Source organism: Agromyces larvae (assembly GCF_022811705.1).
Taxonomy (GTDB): Bacteria; Actinomycetota; Actinomycetes; order Actinomycetales; family Microbacteriaceae; genus Agromyces; species Agromyces larvae.
Genome location: NZ_CP094528.1, coordinates 2,112,977 through 2,130,899, shown reverse-complemented (window position 1 = coordinate 2,130,899; position 17,923 = coordinate 2,112,977). Strand labels below are relative to the sequence as shown.

Below are 17,923 nucleotides of genomic sequence, written 5' to 3'. Positions count from 1 at the left end.
TTCCGTTCGCACCGGCTGGATGCCTCGGGCGCAGGGGGAGCGCCCGGGGCATCCGCACCACCCGTTCGACCGCACCACCCGCTCACGAAAGGACCTGACATGACCGAGGCGATTCTGGCGCCGGGGGACGTGCGCATCGTCGCACGGGCCGAGCACCGCGAGGCGGCGATCCGCGAAGCGGGCCGCATCCTCGTCGAGGCGGGCGCGGTGCGCCCCGACTACGTCGATGCGATGCTCGAACGCGAGCAGACCGTGTCGACGTTCATGGGCAACGGCCTGGCCATCCCGCACGGCACGAACGAGGCGAAGGATTCGATCGTGCGCTCGGCGCTGTCGTTCGTGCGCTACGAGGAGCCGATCGACTGGGGCGGCGAGCCGGTGCGGTTCGTCGTCGGCATCGCGGGCGTCGGCGACGAGCACCTCGAGATCCTGTCGCGCATCGCGATCATCTTCTCGGACGAGGACGAGGTGCAGAGACTGCTCGGCGCCGCGTCGGCCGACGAACTCGTCGCGCTGCTGTCGGAGGTCAACGGCTGATGAAGGCCGTGCACTTCGGCGCCGGCAACATCGGCCGCGGATTCGTCGGGCTGCTGCTGCACGACGCCGGCTACGAGGTGGTGTTCGCCGACGTCGACGCCGCCCTGATCGGTCGGCTCCAGGCGGCCGACCGGTACGTCGTGCACGAGGTCGGGCCGGGCGGGCGCGACCGGATCGTCGAGCGGTTCCGCGCGATCGACAGTGCGGCGGATGCCCCGGGCCTGGTCGCCGAGCTCACCACCGCCGACGTGGCGACCACCGCGGTCGGGCCGCGGGTGCTGCGGTTCATCGCGCCGCACCTGCTCGACGCGCTGCGCGCGCGGCCCGGCGACCTGCCGCCGCTCATCGTGATGGCCTGCGAGAACGCGATCAACGCCACCGACCTGCTGCGCGACGAGATCGCCGCGCTCGCCGGCGCCGAGGAGTGGCCGACGCTCGCGCACCGGGCGATCTTCGCGAACACCGCGGTCGACCGCATCGTGCCGGGCCAGCCGGCCGAGACCGGGCTGGACGTCATCGTCGAGACGTTCTTCGAGTGGGCGATCGAGCGCCCGCCGTTCGGCGACGCGCCGCCCGAGATCCCGGGCGCGCACTTCGTCGACGACCTGGCGCCGTACATCGAGCGCAAGCTCTTCACGGTGAACACCGGCCACGCCGCCACCGCCTACCTCGGCCACCTGCTGGGGTACGAGCGCATCAGCGATGCGCTCGCCGACGCCGAGGTCGCGGCGGGCGTGGAACGCGCGCTGACCGAGACCTCCGCCCTCGTGGTCGCCAAGCACGGCCTCGACGAGGCCGAGCAGGCGGCCTACCGCGCGCGCATCCTCGAGCGATTCCGCAATCCCGAGCTTCCCGACACGGTCGAACGCGTCGGGCGGCAGCCGTTGCGCAAGCTCTCCCGTTCGGAGCGGTTCATCGGGCCGGCGGCGGAGCTCGTCGAGCGCGGCATGCCCGTGGCGGGGCTGCTCGACGCGGTCGCGGCGGCGTTGCGCTTCGACGTCGCGGCCGACGCCGAGGCGGTCGACCTGCAGGCGCTCCTGCGATCGGATGCCGCGCCCGAGGTCGTCCGCGAGGTGACGGGCATCGAGTCGGGGCATCCGCTCTTCGACCCGCTCGTGGCGATCGTGGCCGGGGCGCAGGCCGATCAGCGGGCCCGCTGAAGGGCGGCGGAGGGGGCGAACGAAGCCCTCGGCTGGCGATTCGCAGCCGGATCGCATATAGTAGACCCTTGGTGTGTTGCACGCCAGCTTCGGCATGCCTCTCGGGGCGCCGCAGGTGCATCCATCATCGCACGACCGACAACCTGTACCCACCGAGCGATAGTGAGGCTATGGCCAAGAAAGACGGTGTCATCGAGATCGAAGGTTCGGTCATCGAGGCGCTCCCGAACGCTATGTTCCGCGTCGAGTTGACCAACGGCCACAAGGTCCTGGCCCACATCTCCGGAAAGATGCGGCAGCACTACATCCGCATCCTGCCCGAAGACCGTGTGGTCGTCGAGCTCAGCCCGTACGACCTCACCCGAGGCCGCATCATCTACCGCTACCGGTAACAGGTCTGTCGGAAAGTAACGGCCCGCGGAAACCCGTGGGCACGAGGACAGCGAAGTAAGGAACCACGACTGTGAAGGTCAACCCCAGCGTCAAGCGCATCTGCGACAAGTGCAAGGTCATCCGCCGCCACGGCCGCGTGATGGTCATCTGCGAGAACCCGCGCCACAAGCAGCGCCAGGGCTAGTCGCCGAGCGGATGCCCCGCACGAGGCATCCGCGTTCGCGCACGCTCCACAACTGAACACTCACTCGGCAATGCCAGAATCCGTCGGCCGCCACGCGGCCGCGGAGGACACCTCGGGAGGAGGCCCGGGCACCGGCATTGCTCCACACCTCCACTCACTCACAGGAGAACGCCGATATGGCACGTCTGGCAGGAGTCGACATTCCGCGCGAGAAGCGCGTGGAGATCGCTCTCACCTACATCTACGGCGTGGGTCGCACCCGCGCGCTCGAGACTCTGAAGGCCACCGGCATCAGCGGTGACATCCGGGTCAAGGACCTCACCGACGACCAGCTGGTCGCGCTGCGCGACCACATCGAGGGCACCTACAAGGTCGAGGGCGACCTCCGCCGCGAGGTGGCCGCCGACATCCGCCGCAAGGTCGAGATCGGCTCGTACGAGGGCATCCGCCACCGTCGCGGCCTCCCGGTCCGCGGTCAGCGCACCAAGACCAACGCCCGTACCCGCAAGGGTCCGAAGCGCACCGTCGCCGGCAAGAAGAAGCCCGGCCGCAAGTAACCGCTCGTCGCCAGATCTAGGAGATTTCGAACATGGCAGCACCCAAGGCGGCTACTCGCAAGCCGCGCAAGAAGGAAAAGAAGAACATCGCCGTGGGCCAGGCCCACATCAAGTCGACGTTCAACAACACCATCGTGTCCATCACCGACACGAACGGTGCCGTGATCAGCTGGGCCTCGTCGGGTGGCGTGGGCTTCAAGGGTTCGCGCAAGTCGACGCCGTTCGCCGCGCAGCTGGCCGCCGAGTCGGCCGCCCGCCAGGCGCAGGAGCACGGCATGAAGAAGGTCGACGTCTTCGTCAAGGGCCCCGGCTCGGGCCGCGAGACCGCGATCCGTTCGCTCCAGGCCGCGGGCCTCGAGGTCGGCAGCATCAACGACGTGACGCCGCAGGCGCACAACGGCTGCCGCCCGCCGAAGCGCCGCCGCGTCTGACGCTCCGTCGCCCCCGCGCGGCCGACGCCGCGGTGTCGGCCGCGCGCGGGGCATCCGTTCTCTCATAACTCAAGATCCCCGTACTCGCAGGTGTCATATAGCGGACACCCTGCCGAAAGGAATCCAAACGTGCTGATCGCACAGCGCCCGACGCTCACCGAAGAGAACATCTCGGAGTTCCGTTCGCGGTTCGTGATCGAGCCCCTCGAGCCCGGCTTCGGCTACACGCTCGGCAACTCGCTCCGCCGCACCCTGCTCTCGTCGATCCCCGGCGCCGCCGTGACGAGCATCCGCATCGACGGCGTGCTCCACGAGTTCACCACCGTCCCGGGTGTGAAAGAGGATGTCACTGAGATCATCCTCAACATCAAGAACCTGGTCGTCTCCAGCGAGCACGACGAGCCCATCACCGCCTACCTGCGCAAGCAGGGCGCCGGTGAGGTCACCGCGGCCGACATCTCGGCTCCGGCCGGCGTCGAGGTGCACAACCCCGAGCTGGTCATCGCGACGCTCAACGACTCGGCGAAGCTCGAGCTCGAGCTGACCATCGAGCGCGGCCGCGGCTACGTGTCGGCGTCGCAGAACCGCAACGAGTACAGCGAGGCCGGCCAGATCCCGGTCGACTCGATCTACTCGCCGGTGCTGAAGGTCACCTACCGCGTCGAGGCCACCCGTGCGGGCGAGCGCACCGACTTCGACCGCCTCGTGGTCGACGTCGAGACCAAGCCCGCGATCTCGCCGCGCGACGCGATCGCGTCGGCCGGTCGCACCCTCGTCGAGCTGTTCGGCCTCGCCCGCGAACTGAACACCGCGGCCGAGGGCATCGAGATCGGCCCGGCTCCGGTCGACGCCGTGCTGTCGAGCGAGCTCTCGATCCCGATCGAAGACCTCGACCTGTCGGTGCGCTCGTACAACTGCCTGAAGCGCGAGGGCATCAACACGGTGTCCGAGCTGGTCGCCCTCAGCGAGTCGCAGCTCATGAACATCCGCAACTTCGGCCAGAAGTCGGTCGATGAGGTCAAGGACAAGCTCACCGAGATGGGCCTGTCGCTGAAGGACTCGGTTCCCGGGTTCGACGGCGCCCACTTCTACACGGGCTACGACGACGAGAACTAGGCCCGAGCGCCGCACCAACCCCCACTACTGGAGATAACGAACCATGCCGAAGCCCACGAAGGGCCCCCGCCTCGGAGGCGGACCCGCGCACGAGCGCCTGCTCCTCGCGAACCTCGCCGCGGCGCTGTTCACGCACAAGCGCATCACGACCACCGAGACCAAGGCCAAGCGCCTGCGTCCGCTGGCCGAGCGTCTCATCACGTTCGCCAAGCGCGGCGACCTGCACGCGCGCCGTCGCGTGCTCGCCGTCATCGGCGACAAGGCCGTCGTGCACGAGCTGTTCACCGTGATCGCGCCGCAGGTGGCCGACCGCGAGGGCGGCTACACGCGCGTCATCAAGACCGGGTACCGCAAGGGCGACAACGCGCCCATGGCGGTCATCGAGCTGGTGCTCGAGCCGGTCGTGAAGAAGCAGCGCGCCGCGAAGCCGGCCGAAGCCTCGGCGCCCGCCGCTCCCGCCGAGGAGGCGCCGGTCGAGGAGACCGCCGCTGACGAGGTCGTGACCGAGGCCGAGGCCGCGGTCGACGAGGCCGCCGGCGCGGAGGCATCCGAGGAGTCGACCGAGGCTCCCGCCGAGGAGGCCGAGGCCGCCGAGGCCAAGTAAGCCTCGCCGCAATCGCGCGAAGGGCCCCGATGCGTCGCATCGGGGCCCTTCGCCGTGCCCGGGCGGCGCCCGGCCGAGGCATCCCACGTGGTCGCCCCCACCGACCCGCTTCACGCGACTGCCAGCATCACGCGACCGCCAGATTCACGCGATCAGGAAGGATGGCGGCACTTTCGGCGCGTCGCCGACCGGCGCACGGCGCGCCGCGTGGGGATTCCCGATCCGCGGGAGCGGACGGGAGGACGAGGGGGAGGACGAAGGGGAGAGGGCGGGGCGGGGGAGAGGGAGAACGGGGCGGGATCTAGGCTGGACGGGTGGAGGGAACGACGGGCGGTGAACCGGGCGCGGATGCCGCGGACGAGGTCGTCCGGCTGCGCCTCGCCGTCGCGTACGACGGCACCGACTTCGCCGGGTGGAGCCGCCAACCCGGGCTGCGCACCGTGCAGGGCACCCTCGAGGACGCGCTCGGCACGCTGTTCCGCCGCGCGGCCGTCGCGCCCCGGCTGACCGTGGCGGGCCGCACCGACGCGGGCGTGCACGCGACCGGCCAGGTCGCCCACCTCGACGTGCCGCGCGCGGCGCTCGCGGAGGTGACGCGGCCGAAGCGCGGTGCCGGGCCCGGCGCCGCGAGGGCCGGGGCGGCCCAGGCAGCCCAGGCGGCTCAGGCAGCCCAGGCGCCTGAGGCATCTGAGTCGGCTGTGGCGCCCGGCGCGGCCGTCGCCGGCACCGTGCTCGCGAAGCGGGTCAACGGCATCCTGGGCTCGCGCGACGCCGACGTCGTGCTCGCCGCTGCCGACCTCGCCCCCGAGGGATTCGACGCGCGGTTCTCCGCGACCTGGCGCCGCTACGAGTACCGCATCGCGGACGCGGCCGCGCTGCACGACCCGCTCCAGCGGCGACGCACGGTCTGGCACCCGCGAACGCTCGACGTCGCGGCGATGCACGCGGCCGCGCAGTCGCTGCTCGGCCTGCACGACTTCGCCGCCTACTGCAAGCCGCGCGAGGGCGCCACCACCATCCGCACCCTGCAGGCGTTCGGCTGGACGAGGGGCGACGACGGGGTGCTCACGGCCGCGCTGCAGGCCGACGCGTTCTGCCACTCCATGGTGCGCGCACTCGTCGGGGCGTGCGTCGCGGTCGGTGAAGGCCGGCTCGTCGCATCCGAGCCCGAAGCCCTGCTGCACGCCGCCGAGCGCTCGAGTGCGTTCGTGGTGATGCCCGCGAAGGGGCTCGTGCTCACCGAGGTGGGCTACCCGCCGGATGCCGAGCTCGCGGCGCGGGCGGTGCAGACCCGCGCACGACGCGAATTGCGGGTCGACGGGGTCGTCGGCTAAGCTATCTCTTTGGTGCCGTCACTGCGCGGCATCCGATGTTGAGCCCTCCACCGTGGCGTTCGCCTCGCATCGTGAGCGAACACCCCCCGGAGCGGGATTCACGAACCCCTCACTCGATCAGAAAGCAGCACTACTGTGACGCGCACCTACAGCCCCAAGGCGAGCGAGATCCAGCACGACTGGGTCGTCATCGACGCCACCGACGTCGTGCTCGGCCGCCTCGCCAGCCACACCGCAGCCCTGCTGCGCGGCAAGCACAAGCCCACCTTCGCGAACCACATGGACACCGGTGACTTCGTCATCATCGTCAACGCCGAGAAGGTGGCCCTCACCGGCCAGAAGCTCGAGCAGAAGAAGGCCTACCGCCACTCGGGCTACCCGGGCGGCCTCAAGGCGGTCGGCTACGCCGAACTGCTCGAGAAGAACCCCGTCCGCGCCGTCGAGAAGGCGATCCGCGGCATGCTCCCGAAGAACTCGCTCGGTCGTGCCCAGCTCAAGAAGCTGAAGGTCTACACCGGCCCGGAGCACCCGCACGCGGCTCAGCAGCCGAAGCCGTACACCCTCACCCAGGTCGCCCAGTAAGCACCTCGCAGCGCGAAAAGGATTCAGACACCACCATGGCGAAGATCGCAGACCAGATCGAAGCGGCTCCCGAGAGCTACACGACCGAGAGCGCCCCGGCGGCGGCTCCGGCCACCCCGCGTCCCGTGCTGAACGTCTCGGGTGCGGCCGTCGGCCGCCGCAAGCAGGCCATCGCGCGCGTGCGCGTCGTGCCGGGTTCGGGCAGCATCACGGTCAACGGCCGTGAGTTCGCGGCCTACTTCCCGAACAAGCTGCACCAGCAGCTCATCACCGACCCGTTCACCGTGCTCGAGCTCGCGGGCTCGTACGACGTGATCGCCCGCATCACCGGCGGCGGCCCCTCGGGCCAGGCCGGCGCGCTGCGCCTCGCGATCGCGCGTGCGCTCAACGAGATCGACCGCGAGAACAACCGCCCGACCCTCAAGAAGGCCGGCTTCCTCACGCGCGACGCCCGCGTCATCGAGCGCAAGAAGGCCGGTCTCAAGAAGGCCCGCAAGGCTCCCCAGTTCTCGAAGCGCTAAGCGCGAGAGATCAGGATGCCTCGGCTCTTCGGAACCGACGGGGTCCGGGGCCTGGCCAACCGTGAACTCACGGCTGACCTGGCCCTGGGCCTCGCCCAAGCGGCTGCCGCCGTCCTCACTCAGGGGCGTCACGCCGACGAGCGCCGCGCCGCCGGCCGGCGCCCGACCGCCGTCGTCGCGCGCGACCCGCGCGTGTCGGGCGAGTTCCTCACCGCCGCCGTGGCGGCCGGCCTGGCCGCATCGGGCGTCGACGTGCTCGACGCCGGCGTCATCCCGACGCCCGCGACCGCCTTCCTCATCGACGATGTCAATGCCGACTTCGGCGTGATGATCTCGGCGTCGCACAACCCCGCGCCCGACAACGGCATCAAGTTCTTCGCGTTCGGCGGCACGAAGCTGCCCGACGTCGTCGAGGATCGCATCGAGGCGTTCCTCGGCAAGCCCAAGCTCGCCCCGATCGGCGACGGCGTCGGCCGTATCCGCCGGTTCGCGGACGCCGAAGACCGGTACGTCGTGCACCTGCTCGCCAGCCTGCCGAACCGGCTCGACGGCCTGAAGATCGTCATCGACTGCGCGCACGGCGCGGCCGCCGGCGTCTCGCCCGAAACGTTCCGGGATGCGGGTGCCGAGGTCGTCGTCATCGGCGCCGACCCCGACGGCATCAACATCAACGACGGCGTCGGGTCGACGCATCTCGAGGGACTGCAGGCCGCCGTCGTGGAGCACGGCGCCGATCTGGGCATCGCCCACGACGGCGACGCCGACCGTTGCCTCGCGGTCGACGCCGACGGCAACGTGGTCGACGGCGACCGGATCATGGCGATCCTCGCCCTCTCGATGAAGGAGCGCGGCCGTCTCACCGATGACACGCTCGTGGTCACCGTGATGTCGAACCTCGGCCTGAAGAAGGCGATGGCCGAGCACGGCGTGCGGGTGATCGAGACGAAGGTCGGCGACCGCTACGTGCTCGAGGCGCTGCACGAGCACTCGCTCGCGCTCGGCGGCGAGCAGTCGGGGCACGTGATCATGACCGAGTTCGCCACCACGGGCGACGGCGTGCTGACCGGGCTGCACCTGGCGGCCGAGGTCGCGCGCACCGGCCGGTCGCTCGCCGAACTCGCGTCGGCGATGACGGTGTATCCGCAGGTGCTCGTGAACGTGCGCGGGGTGAACCACCACGCTCTCGACGGCGACGCCGAGATCGCGGCCGCCGTCGCGGCGGCGACGGCCGAGCTGGGCGACACCGGGCGAGTGCTCCTCCGGCCGTCGGGCACCGAGCCGATGGTGCGGGTGATGGTCGAGGCATCCGATCAGGAGGCCGCCGACCGCCACGCGAACGCCCTCGCTGAGATCGTCCGCGCCCGCCTCTCCCTGTAGCCGCCGCTCAGAGCCCGCGCGGCCCCGGCAGTGTACGCAATTCAGGTGCGGAGGCGTGTCGCGGCGCGTTCTGCTGTGCGACAGGCCACGACACGCCGGTGTGCTCCTGAATTACGTCTCGTGCGGGTGTGGGTGTGTGGGTGCGGGTGCGGGTGCGGGGGTGCGGGTGGGGGGTTAGAGCTTGCGGAGCAGCACGCTCTTCACGGCGTGGTCGGCGCCCTTGCGCAGCACGAGCGTCGCACGCGACCGCGTCGGGCGGATGTTCTGCAGCAGGTTCGGCTCGTTGATCGACCGCCAGATCTCGCTCGCGCGCGCCCTGGCCTCGGCCTCGGACAGTGACGCGTACCGGTGGAAGTACGAGTTCGGGTTCGCGAACGCGCCGCGCTGCAGCTTCAGGAACCGCTCTTCGTACCAGCGCGCGATGTCGCTCGTGCGCGCGTCGACGTAGATGGTGAAGTCGAACAGGTCGCTCACCGCGAGCCGATGCCCGGGGCCGGGCGGTTGCAGCACGTTGAGCCCCTCGACGATGAGCACGTCGGGCCGGCGCACGGTGATCTGCGCGTCGGGGACGATGTCGTAGGCGAGGTGCGAGTAGAACGGCGCGACGACCTCGGATGCGCCGGCCTTCACCTCGCTCACGAACCGCAGCAGCGCCCGGCGATCGTACGACTCGGGGAATCCCTTGCGCGCCATGAGCCCGCGCCGCTCGAGTTCGGCGTTCGGGAACAGGAATCCGTCGGTGGTGATCAGCTCGACCCGCGGCGTGTACTCCCAGCGGGCGAGGAGTTCGCGGAGGAGTCGCGCGATGGTCGACTTGCCCACCGCCACCGAGCCCGCGACGCCGATCACGAACGGGGTCGACTCGCTGCGCTCGCGGAGGAACTCGCTCGTGACCCGGTGCAGCGCCTTGGTGCCGCCGACGTAGAGGTTCAGCAGCCGGGAGAGCGGCAGGTAGACCTCGGCGACCTCCCCGAGGTCGAGCGGTTCGCCGAGCCCGCGCAGCTGCACGAGTTCGGTCTCGGTGAGCGGAGCGGGCACCGACGGGGCGAGTGCCGACCAGTCCGACCGGTCGAGTTCGATGAACGGCGAGAGCTGCGGGGCCGACGGACTGTGGCGATCCAGCACCCGGTCAGTCTACCGGCGGCCGGATGCCCCGCTTCGCGCCGCCCGGTCGGCAGCGCCGCGAGGCATCCGGGCCGATCGTCGTCGGTGCACCGAGCACCCAGCGGCGGCAGCCTAGAATCGAGCGCATGTGTGGAATCGTCGGATACGTCGGCGCGCGTGAAAGCGTCGACGTGCTCATGGGCGGCCTTCGTCGCCTCGAATACCGTGGCTACGACTCGGCCGGCGTCGCCGTCATCGACGACGGCGGGCGTCTGGAGACCGCCAAGCGGGCGGGCAAGCTGCAGGTGCTGGCCGACGAGCTCGAGCGGCATCCGCTCGCTCCGGGCACCACGGGCATCGGGCACACCCGCTGGGCGACGCACGGCGGGCCGACCGACCGCAACGCGCACCCGCACCTGGGCGACGACGGCAAGCTCGCGCTCATCCACAACGGCATCATCGAGAACTTCGCCGAGCTGAAGGCCGAGCTCGAAGCCGAGGGCTTCGCGTTCGAGAGCGAGACCGACACCGAGGTCGCCGCCGTGCTGCTCGGGCGCGAGGTGCGCGAGACGGGCGACCTGCGCGAGGCGTTCCGCCGCACCGTCAACCGGCTCGAGGGCGCGTTCACGCTGCTCGCGGTGCACCGCGACGAACCGGGCCTCGTGGTGGGTGCGCGTCGCAACTCTCCGCTGGTCATCGGCCTCGGCGAGGGCGAGAACTTCCTGGGGTCGGATGTCGCGGCCTTCGTCGAGTACACGAAGCGGGCGCTGGCGATCGGCCAGGACCAGATCGTGGCGATCACCGCCGACGGCGTCGAGGTCAGCGACTTCGCGGGCGACCCGGTCGAGGTGCAGCCGTTCGAGGTCGAGTGGGACGCGTCGGCCGCCGAGAAGGGCGGCTGGTCGTCGTTCATGCGCAAGGAGATCTCCGAGCAGCCCGACGCGGTCGCGAACACGATCCTGGGCCGGGTGGTCGACGGGCAGGTCGTGATCCCCGAGCTCGACGGGTTCGGCGACGAGATGCTCCGCGACATCCGCCGCATCACCGTCATCGCCTGCGGCACCGCCGCGTACGCCGGCATGGTCGCGAAGTACGCCATCGAGCAGTGGGCGCGCGTGCCGGTCGAGGTCGAGCTCAGCCACGAGTTCCGCTACCGCGAGCCGGTGCTCGACGAGCACACCCTCGTCGTCTCGATCAGCCAGTCGGGCGAGACGATGGACACGCTGATGGCCGTGAAGTACGCGCGCGAGCACGGTGCGAAGACGATCTCGGTCTGCAACACGCAGGGCGCGACGATTCCGCGCGAGTCCGACGGCGTGGTGTACACCCATGCAGGCCCCGAGGTCGCGGTCGCGTCGACGAAGGCGTTCGTCGCCCAGATCACGGCGCTCTACCTGTTCGGCCTGCACCTGGCCCGGGTGCGCGGCACGCTCGACGAGGCGACGCTCGCCGGGTTCGTCGACGAGCTCCAGCAGGTGCCGGCCCAGCTCGCCGAGGTGCTCGCGGAGTCGGAGCGGGTGGCGCAGCTCGCGCACTGGATGGCCGACACCCGGTCGGTGCTGTTCCTCGGCCGGCACGTGGGCTACCCCATCGCGCTCGAGGGCGCGCTGAAGCTGAAGGAGCTCGCGTACATCCACGCCGAGGGATTCGCCGCGGGCGAGCTGAAGCACGGCCCGATCGCGCTGATCGAGCCCGGCCAGCCGGTGTTCGTGGTCGTGCCGAGCCCGCGCGGCTCGCAGAACCTGCACCCGAAGGTCGTGTCGAACATCCAGGAGATCCGCGCCCGCGGCGCCCGTGTGATCGCGATCGCCGAGGCCGGCGACGTGGCGGTGCTGCCGTTCGCCGACGAGGTGATCCGCATCCCGCTGGCCGGTCCGCTGTTCGAACCGCTGCTCGCGGTGGTGCCGCTGCAGATGTTCGCGATGGAGCTGTCGGAGGCGAAGGGCCTCGACGTCGACCAGCCGCGCAACCTCGCGAAGTCGGTCACGGTCGAGTAGCTCCCCGGCGCACTCGCGCGGGTGGGCTCGCGCAGGTGCGCTCGCGCAGGCGGTTCGGATGCTCCGCGCGGAGGTCGCGGAGCATGATGGGGTGCAGGCGGAAGGGAACCGAGGTGATCAGGGGCATCGGCATCGACGTCGTCGACATCGCGCGGTTCGGGCGCAAGCTCGAGCGCACGCCGGCGCTCGTCGATCGCCTGTTCGCTGAGAGCGAACGCGATCGCCCGCTGCGGTCGCTCGCGGCGCGGTTCGCCGCGAAGGAGTCGCTCATCAAAGCGCTCGGCGGCCGGGTCGACGTGCGCTGGCACGACATGCGCGTCGTGCAGGACGAGCTCGGCAACCCCGACTTCGACCTATCGGGTTCACTCGGCACGTGCCTGGCCGGCCTCGGCATCGACCGCGTGCACCTCTCGATGAGCCACGACGCGGGCATCGCGAGCGCCTTCGTGGTGCTCGAGGCATCCGAGCCGAACGGAACGCCCGGATGAGCGCGACGCGACCCCTGCGCGAGGCGATCGTCGATCTCGACGCGATCGCGGCCAACATCCGCACCATCGCGGCCCGGGTCGCGCCGGCCGAGGTGATCGCCGTCGTGAAGGCGAACGCGTACGGGCACGGCGCCGTGCCCGTCGCGAGGGCCGCACTCGCGGGCGGAGCGGCCCGGCTCGGCGTGGCCGACCTCGACGAGGCGCACGAGCTGCGTGCCGCCGGCATCGACGCGCCGATCCTCGCCTGGCTGCACGACCCCGGAGCCGACTTCGCCTCGGCGGTCGACCGCGGCATCGAACTCGGCATCTCGAACCCCGCCCAGCTCGAGCACGCCGCCGCCGCGACGGGCGGCACACCGGCGCGCGTGCACCTGAAGATCGACACCGGCCTCAGCCGCAACGGCGTCGCGCCCGAGGAATGGCCGGCCGTCGTGACGCGCGCGGCCGACCTCGAATCGCAGGGCCGGCTCGCGGTCGTCGGCGTGTTCAGCCACTTCGCGAACACGTCGCGCGAGTCCGACGCCGCCCAGCTCGCCGCATTCGAACGGGCGCTCGCCGCCGCCGATGCGGCCGGACTGCGACCGGCGCTGCGGCACATCGCCTCGTCGGAACAGGCGCTGCGCGACCCGTCGTCGCGCTACGACGCCGTGCGCATCGGCATCGGCATGTACGGGCTCACCCCGTTCGGCGACGGCACGACCGGCAGCGACCTCGGGCTCGTGCCGGCGATGACGCTGCGCGCACGAGTCGCAGCCGTGCGCCGCGTGCCCGGCGACACCGGCGTCTCGTACGGGCACCTCTGGCGCAGCGACGGGGCGACCACCCTCGCGCTCGTGCCCCTCGGCTACGCCGACGGGATGCCGCGCCACGCCACGGGTGCAGGCGCCGAGGTGCTGATCGGCGGGCGGCGACGCCCCATCGTCGGTCGCGTCGCGATGGATCAGGTCGTCGTCGACGCCGGCGACCTGGCGGTCGACGTCGGCGACGAGGTGGTCGTGTTCGGCGACCCGACGACGGGCGCACCGACCGCCGACGAGCTCGCGGAGGCGGCCGGCACGATCGGGTACGAGATCGTGACCCGCATCGGACCGCGGGTGTCCCGCTCGTACACCGGCGCAGCCGGACGCCCCGCGGAGGCCGGCGCATGACCGTGCGCGTCGAGGTGCCTGACACCGCCGCGATGGAGCACCTCGGACGCGAGCTCGGCGAGCGGCTGCGCGCCGGCGACCTGGTCGTGCTGACCGGTCCGCTGGGCGCGGGCAAGACGACGCTCACGCGCGGCATCGGCGACGGGCTGGGCGTGCGGGGGCCGGTGCAGTCGCCGACGTTCGTGCTCGCGCGCACCCACCCGAGCCTCGTCGGCGGGGCCCCGCTCGTGCACGTGGACGCGTACCGGCTCGGCGCGGCAGCCGAGCTGTGGGACCTGGACCTCGACTTCGACCGGTCGGTGGTGGTCGCCGAGTGGGGCGCCGGCCTCATCGAGGACGCGGCAGACAGTCGGCTCGACGTGGTCATCGCGCGCCGGACCGGGGGCGAAACGGATGCCGCGGGGTCCGAGGCATCCGATCGCGACGCCGGCGGCGGCGACGCCGAACTCGACGACGCCGAACTCGACGCCGACGACTTCGACGCTGACGAGCCGCGCACCGTCACGATCACGGGCATCGGCCCGCGCTGGGCCGGAACGCCCTACGCGCCCGGCGCGTGATCGACACCGCCTAGGCTGGAATCATGCTGCTCGCGATCGACACGTCGACCGGCACGAGCGTCGCCGTCGTCGACCGCGACCGCGGTGTGCTCGCCCAGGCGTCCAGCGACGACCCGATGCGCCACGCCGAGGTCGTCGGCCTCCTCATCCGCGAGGCGCTGGACGCGGCCGGCGTCGAACCCGCTCGGTTCTCGGGTGTCGCGGCGGGCATGGGCCCCGGCCCGTTCACCGGCCTGCGGGTCGGCATCGCCGCCGCGCACGCGTTCGCGCTGGGCATCGACCGGCCGTTCGTGCCGGTGGTGAGCCACGACGCCGTCGCGTGGGCGTGGTACCGCGACGGCGGGCGGGGCCCGGTGCAGGTCGTCACCGACGCGCGCCGCCGCGAGGCCGCCGTCTCCGACTACGACGGGCTCGACGCCGACGGCCTGCCCGTGCGTGTCGAGGGCCCTCGGCTCACGCCGCGCGACGACGTGCCGGCCGCGGTCGGTGCGCGGGTCGAGGCATCCGTCGTGCCCGCCGCCGGAATCGGCATGCTCGCCGAGCTCGCGCACGCGGCCGGCCGGCTGCCGCTCACCGCCGACGAGCCGCTCTACCTGCGGGCGCCCGATGTCACCCCCTCCGCCGGCAAGAAGGTGCTGCGATGAGCGTGCTGCTGCGTCGTGCCCGCCCCGACGACCTCGACGCGATCATGACGCTCGAGCGGTCGACCTTCGTCGACGACGCCTGGCCCGTCGAGGCGATGGCCCGCGAGCTGGCGAACCCGCACGCCTACTACCTCGTCGCGGTCGACGACGACGCGCCCGACGACGTGTTCGGGTACGCGGGGCTGCTCGCACCCTCGGGCGGCGACCAGGGCGACGTCCAGACCATCGCGGTCGACGCGGGCCGTCGGGGTGCCGGGCTCGGCCGCACGCTCATGCACGCGCTCATCGCCGAAGCGCGACGGCGGGGCGTCGAGTCGATCTTCCTCGAGGTGCGCGCCGACAACCCGATCGCGCGCGGCCTGTACGCCTCGCTCGGCTTCGTCGAGATCGGGGTGCGCCGACGCTACTACCGCGACGGCGTCGACGCGGTGCACATGCGCGCCGACGTGCCGCCGGCGGTGACGCGCCCGGCGGAGGCCGGCGAGCCGGTCGAGCTCGCTGAGCCCGTCGAGCTCGCTGAGCCTGTCGAAGCGAAGCACCCTTCGACAGGCTCAGGGGGCCTCCCTTCGACGGGCTCAGGGAGCCATCCTTCGACGGGCTCGGGGAGCCTCCCTTCGACGGGCTCAGGGAGCCTCCCTTCGACGGGCTCGGGGGGCGTCCCTTCGACGGGCTCAGGGAGCCACCGTTCGACGGGCTCGGGGGGCGTCCCTTCGACGGGCTCAGGGGGCCTCCCTCGAGCGGAGGGAGCGCGATGAACCGCACGGCCCCCCTCGTGCTCGGCATCGAGACCTCGTGCGACGAGACCGGCGTCGGCATCGTGCGCGGCACCGACCTGCTCGCCAACACCATCGCCTCCTCGATGGAGGAGCACGCCCGCTACGGCGGCGTCGTGCCCGAGGTCGCGGCGCGCGCGCATCTCGAGGAGCTCGGACCGGCCATCCGGCAGGCGCTCGCCGAGGCATCCGTCTCGCTCGCCGACCTGGACGCGGTGGCCGTGACCAGCGGGCCGGGGCTCGCCGGTGCGCTCATGGTCGGCGTCGGCGCCGCGAAGGCGCTGTCGATCTCGCTCGGCGTGCCGCTCTACGGCGTCAACCACCTCGTCGGGCACGTCGGCGCCGACCTGCTCGACGACCGCGCCCCGCTCGAGACGCCGACCATCGCGCTGCTGGTGTCCGGCGGCCACACTTCGCTGCTGCTCGTGCGCGACCTGGTCTCCGACGTCGAACTGCTCGGCGAGACCATCGACGACGCGGCCGGCGAGGCGTTCGACAAGGTCGCGCGGCTGCTGGGGCTGCCGTATCCCGGCGGGCCCGAGATCGATCGCGCCGCGATCGGCGGCGACCCCGACGCCATCCGGTTCCCGCGCGGGCTGACCAAGCCGAAGGACCTCGAGCGGCACCGCTACGACTTCAGCTTCTCGGGCCTGAAGACCGCGGTCGCGCGGTGGGTCGAGCGGGCCGAGGCGGCCGGCGAGGAGGTTCCGTTGGCGGATGTCGCGGCGAGCTTCCGCGAGGCGGTCGTCGACGTGCTCGTCGGCAAGGCGATCGCCGCCTGCACCGACCTCGACGTGCCGCGGCTGCTCCTCGGCGGCGGCGTGGTCGCGAACGCCCGGCTCCGGCAGGTGGCCGGGGAACGGGCGGATGCCGCGGGCATCTCGCTGCGCATCCCGCCGTTCTCGCTCTGCACCGACAACGGGGCGATGATCGCCGCGCTGGGGTCGAAGCTCATCATGGCGGGGCACGAGCCGTCGGGCCTCGGATTCGGCGCGGACTCGACGCTCCCGGTCACCGACATCCGGGTCTGATCGGCCGCATCGTGCCGCGTCACGCGGGGTCGCGACCCTCGCGCCGCGCGCGATCCGCGCGGTATGGTGAGCGGAAACACACACCGGGATGAGGGGCGCCGCCCGGCGCTCCGCCGCCAGCACGCCATCCCGCCTCACGAGGGGACCAGCTCAGTGACCGATCCGAACACTCCCGACCAGTCCGGCGCCCAGGTGCCCCCGGTCCCGCCCGTGCCGCCGGCCGCACCCGAGCCGCCCGCCTACGGCGCCCCCCAGCCCGCTGCTCCGGCGTACCAGGCGCCTCCTGCTCCCGCCGCACCCGCGTACGGTGCGCCCGCCGCTCCCGCGTACGGTGCACCCGCGTACGGGGCGCCGCCCGCGACCAAGACCAACGTGCTGGCGATCGTCTCGCTCGTCTCGGCGTTCTTCATCTCGCTCGTCGCGGTGATCACGGGCCACATCGCCCTCAACCAGATCAAGAAGACGGGCGAGCAGGGCCGTGGCCTCGCGATCGCCGGCCTGGTGATCGGCTACATCGGCCTCGTCATCGGCCTGATCGTGATCGTCATCTGGATCATCCTGATCGTGGCCGCCGCATCGTCGGGGTACTACACCACCACCACCTACTGATCGACGCGCGCCGATCGCATCGGAGGAGGCAGACATGACCGATCCGAAGAACCCCGAAGAACCGCAGGTGCCCGAGGTGCCCGTCGAGCCGACCGTGCCCGCACCCGAGGAGCCGACGGTGCCGACGCCCGACGAGCCGACGGTGCCCGCTCCGGCGGAACCGACGATCCCGTCGCCGGCCGAACCGACGGTTCCCTCGGCGCCCGAACCGCCGGCTCCGCCCGCCGCGCCGTCGGTGCCCGAGGCGCCGGTGCCGCCGGCCGCCCCCGAGGCGCCGACGCCGCCGGTCGCGCCGCCTGCGCCGCCGGTCGCGCCGCCTGGCCCGCCTGCGCCGCCGTCGTACGGTGCCGAGGCGGCCGCGGCAACGTCGCCGTACGGTGCGCCGGCCCAGCCGGCGTACGGTGCCCCCGCGCAGCCCGCGTACGGGGCGGCGCAGCCCGCGTACGGCGCCCCGGCCCAGACCGCGTACGGCGCCGCGCCCGCCGCGAAGAGCCCGGTGTTCAGCATCATCTCGCTCATCGCGGGCATCGTCGGCGTGGTGGGCTCGCTCGCGGTGGTGTTCATTCCGTTCGTCGGCGGCATCCTGCAGCTGTTCATCCCGGCCGCGGCCGTGGTGCTCGGCTTCATCGGCAAGAAGAAGGAGCCGCAGGCCAAGGGCATGTGGCTCACCGGCATCATCCTCGGGTTCGTGGGCATCGCGATCGGCCTGCTGTCGATCCTGCTCTGGGCGATCGCGTTCGCCTCGTTCAGCACCTACACGACGTACTGAGGTC

At 71.9% G+C, this 17,923-nt stretch carries 22 protein-coding genes; 21 read left to right on the top strand and 1 reads right to left on the bottom strand.

What is annotated here, in order from left to right; all coding sequences use genetic code 11:
* The first annotated feature begins 99 nt into the window (after positions 1–99).
* From MTO99_RS10375 to glmM, 12 genes are all read left to right on the top strand, one after another.
* Positions 100–537, top strand: a complete 438-nt coding sequence (locus tag MTO99_RS10375) for a PTS mannitol transporter subunit IIA (protein WP_243553542.1) — start codon at positions 100–102, stop codon at positions 535–537.
* Positions 537–1,697 (top strand): mannitol-1-phosphate 5-dehydrogenase, encoded by a 1,161-nt coding sequence (locus MTO99_RS10370; RefSeq protein ID WP_243553541.1) that lies wholly within the window; start codon positions 537–539, stop codon positions 1,695–1,697. Before MTO99_RS10375 ends, MTO99_RS10370 begins: the two co-directional genes overlap by 1 nt.
* Before the next feature lie 170 nt (positions 1,698–1,867).
* Positions 1,868–2,089 (top strand): translation initiation factor IF-1, encoded by a 222-nt coding sequence (infA, locus tag MTO99_RS10365; protein ID WP_149161193.1) that lies wholly within the window; start codon positions 1,868–1,870, stop codon positions 2,087–2,089.
* Positions 2,090–2,160: 71 nt separating this feature from the next.
* The gene (gene rpmJ / locus MTO99_RS10360) at positions 2,161–2,274 is read left to right on the top strand and encodes a 50S ribosomal protein L36 (protein ID WP_056734976.1); all 114 of its coding nucleotides are present in this window, start codon (positions 2,161–2,163) and stop codon (positions 2,272–2,274) included.
* A 176-nt stretch (positions 2,275–2,450) separates the two neighbouring features.
* Positions 2,451–2,831: a 30S ribosomal protein S13 gene (gene rpsM, locus MTO99_RS10355; protein WP_243553540.1), complete on the top strand. Its 381-nt coding sequence runs from the start codon at positions 2,451–2,453 to the stop codon at positions 2,829–2,831.
* Positions 2,832–2,863: 32 nt separating this feature from the next.
* Positions 2,864–3,262, top strand: a complete 399-nt coding sequence (gene rpsK / locus MTO99_RS10350) for a 30S ribosomal protein S11 (RefSeq protein ID WP_022889749.1) — start codon at positions 2,864–2,866, stop codon at positions 3,260–3,262.
* A 129-nt stretch (positions 3,263–3,391) separates the two neighbouring features.
* On the top strand, positions 3,392–4,378 hold the full coding sequence (locus tag MTO99_RS10345; RefSeq protein ID WP_149161195.1) for a DNA-directed RNA polymerase subunit alpha: 987 nt from the start codon (positions 3,392–3,394) through the stop codon (positions 4,376–4,378).
* Between the two features lie 43 nt (positions 4,379–4,421).
* Positions 4,422–4,982: a 50S ribosomal protein L17 gene (gene rplQ, locus MTO99_RS10340; RefSeq protein WP_243553539.1), complete on the top strand. Its 561-nt coding sequence runs from the start codon at positions 4,422–4,424 to the stop codon at positions 4,980–4,982.
* Between the two features lie 314 nt (positions 4,983–5,296).
* On the top strand, positions 5,297–6,316 hold the full coding sequence (locus tag MTO99_RS10335) for a tRNA pseudouridine synthase A (protein WP_243553538.1): 1,020 nt from the start codon (positions 5,297–5,299) through the stop codon (positions 6,314–6,316).
* Positions 6,317–6,451: 135 nt separating this feature from the next.
* Entirely contained in the window at positions 6,452–6,898 is a 447-nt protein-coding gene (rplM, locus tag MTO99_RS10330) for a 50S ribosomal protein L13 (protein ID WP_243553537.1), read from the top strand.
* A gap of 35 nt (positions 6,899–6,933) precedes the next feature.
* The gene (gene rpsI / locus MTO99_RS10325) at positions 6,934–7,419 is read left to right on the top strand and encodes a 30S ribosomal protein S9 (RefSeq protein WP_243553536.1); all 486 of its coding nucleotides are present in this window, start codon (positions 6,934–6,936) and stop codon (positions 7,417–7,419) included.
* Positions 7,420–7,434: 15 nt separating this feature from the next.
* Positions 7,435–8,796: a phosphoglucosamine mutase gene (gene glmM / locus MTO99_RS10320; protein WP_243553535.1), complete on the top strand. Its 1,362-nt coding sequence runs from the start codon at positions 7,435–7,437 to the stop codon at positions 8,794–8,796.
* 174 nt (positions 8,797–8,970) lie between these two features.
* Here glmM and coaA read toward each other — a convergent pair whose 3' ends face one another.
* The gene (gene coaA, locus MTO99_RS10315; protein WP_243553534.1) at positions 8,971–9,921 is read right to left on the bottom strand and encodes a type I pantothenate kinase; all 951 of its coding nucleotides are present in this window, start codon (positions 9,919–9,921) and stop codon (positions 8,971–8,973) included.
* Positions 9,922–10,046: 125 nt separating this feature from the next.
* Between coaA and glmS the strand changes: the two genes are divergently transcribed.
* The 9 genes from glmS to MTO99_RS10270 all read left to right on the top strand — a co-directional run bounded on the left by glmS (position 10,047) and on the right by MTO99_RS10270 (position 17,919).
* A complete protein-coding gene (gene glmS, locus MTO99_RS10310) occupies positions 10,047–11,897 on the top strand; it encodes a glutamine--fructose-6-phosphate transaminase (isomerizing) (RefSeq protein WP_243553533.1) in 1,851 nt (616 codons plus the stop codon).
* A 113-nt stretch (positions 11,898–12,010) separates the two neighbouring features.
* Entirely contained in the window at positions 12,011–12,385 is a 375-nt protein-coding gene (locus tag MTO99_RS10305) for a holo-ACP synthase (RefSeq protein WP_243553532.1), read from the top strand.
* Positions 12,382–13,533, top strand: coding sequence for an alanine racemase (gene alr, locus MTO99_RS10300; protein WP_243553531.1), 1,152 nt, complete (start codon positions 12,382–12,384; stop codon positions 13,531–13,533). The genes MTO99_RS10305 and alr overlap by 4 nt, the downstream gene beginning before the upstream one ends.
* Positions 13,530–14,093 (top strand): tRNA (adenosine(37)-N6)-threonylcarbamoyltransferase complex ATPase subunit type 1 TsaE, encoded by a 564-nt coding sequence (gene tsaE, locus MTO99_RS10295; protein ID WP_243553530.1) that lies wholly within the window; start codon positions 13,530–13,532, stop codon positions 14,091–14,093. The genes alr and tsaE overlap by 4 nt, the downstream gene beginning before the upstream one ends.
* 23 nt (positions 14,094–14,116) lie before the next feature.
* Positions 14,117–14,737, top strand: coding sequence for a tRNA (adenosine(37)-N6)-threonylcarbamoyltransferase complex dimerization subunit type 1 TsaB (gene tsaB, locus MTO99_RS10290; protein ID WP_243553529.1), 621 nt, complete (start codon positions 14,117–14,119; stop codon positions 14,735–14,737).
* Positions 14,734–15,492, top strand: coding sequence for a ribosomal protein S18-alanine N-acetyltransferase (rimI, locus tag MTO99_RS10285; protein ID WP_243553528.1), 759 nt, complete (start codon positions 14,734–14,736; stop codon positions 15,490–15,492). Before tsaB ends, rimI begins: the two co-directional genes overlap by 4 nt.
* Complete coding sequence (gene tsaD / locus MTO99_RS10280) at positions 15,489–16,541, top strand: tRNA (adenosine(37)-N6)-threonylcarbamoyltransferase complex transferase subunit TsaD (RefSeq protein ID WP_243553527.1); 1,053 nt, start codon at positions 15,489–15,491, stop codon at positions 16,539–16,541. Before rimI ends, tsaD begins: the two co-directional genes overlap by 4 nt.
* Before the next feature lie 153 nt (positions 16,542–16,694).
* Positions 16,695–17,150 carry a DUF4190 domain-containing protein gene (locus tag MTO99_RS10275; RefSeq protein ID WP_243553526.1) on the top strand — a complete coding sequence of 152 codons (456 nt, stop codon included), beginning with the start codon at positions 16,695–16,697 and terminating at the stop codon, positions 17,148–17,150.
* 34 nt (positions 17,151–17,184) lie between these two features.
* Entirely contained in the window at positions 17,185–17,919 is a 735-nt protein-coding gene (locus MTO99_RS10270) for a DUF4190 domain-containing protein (protein ID WP_243553525.1), read from the top strand.
* Positions 17,920–17,923 lie beyond the last annotated feature (4 nt).

Excerpts from the sequence above, each read along its gene's own strand:
- tsaB (WP_243553529.1), top strand. The coding sequence starts at position 14,117 with ATGCTGCTCGCGATCGACACGTCGACCGGCACGAGCGTCGCCGTCGTC.
- alr (WP_243553531.1), top strand. The coding sequence starts at position 12,382 with ATGAGCGCGACGCGACCCCTGCGCGAGGCGATCGTCGATCTCGACGCG.
- rimI (WP_243553528.1), top strand. The coding sequence starts at position 14,734 with ATGAGCGTGCTGCTGCGTCGTGCCCGCCCCGACGACCTCGACGCGATC.
- rpsK (WP_022889749.1), top strand. The coding sequence starts at position 2,864 with ATGGCAGCACCCAAGGCGGCTACTCGCAAGCCGCGCAAGAAGGAAAAG.
- infA (WP_149161193.1), top strand. The coding sequence starts at position 1,868 with ATGGCCAAGAAAGACGGTGTCATCGAGATCGAAGGTTCGGTCATCGAG.
- glmM (WP_243553535.1), top strand. The coding sequence starts at position 7,435 with ATGCCTCGGCTCTTCGGAACCGACGGGGTCCGGGGCCTGGCCAACCGT.
- MTO99_RS10270 (WP_243553525.1), top strand. The coding sequence starts at position 17,185 with ATGACCGATCCGAAGAACCCCGAAGAACCGCAGGTGCCCGAGGTGCCC.
- rpsI (WP_243553536.1), top strand. The coding sequence starts at position 6,934 with ATGGCGAAGATCGCAGACCAGATCGAAGCGGCTCCCGAGAGCTACACG.
- rplQ (WP_243553539.1), top strand. The coding sequence starts at position 4,422 with ATGCCGAAGCCCACGAAGGGCCCCCGCCTCGGAGGCGGACCCGCGCAC.
- glmS (WP_243553533.1), top strand. The coding sequence starts at position 10,047 with ATGTGTGGAATCGTCGGATACGTCGGCGCGCGTGAAAGCGTCGACGTG.
- MTO99_RS10375 (WP_243553542.1), top strand. The coding sequence starts at position 100 with ATGACCGAGGCGATTCTGGCGCCGGGGGACGTGCGCATCGTCGCACGG.
- rpsM (WP_243553540.1), top strand. The coding sequence starts at position 2,451 with ATGGCACGTCTGGCAGGAGTCGACATTCCGCGCGAGAAGCGCGTGGAG.
- tsaE (WP_243553530.1), top strand. The coding sequence starts at position 13,530 with ATGACCGTGCGCGTCGAGGTGCCTGACACCGCCGCGATGGAGCACCTC.
- tsaD (WP_243553527.1), top strand. The coding sequence starts at position 15,489 with ATGAACCGCACGGCCCCCCTCGTGCTCGGCATCGAGACCTCGTGCGAC.
- MTO99_RS10370 (WP_243553541.1), top strand. The coding sequence starts at position 537 with ATGAAGGCCGTGCACTTCGGCGCCGGCAACATCGGCCGCGGATTCGTC.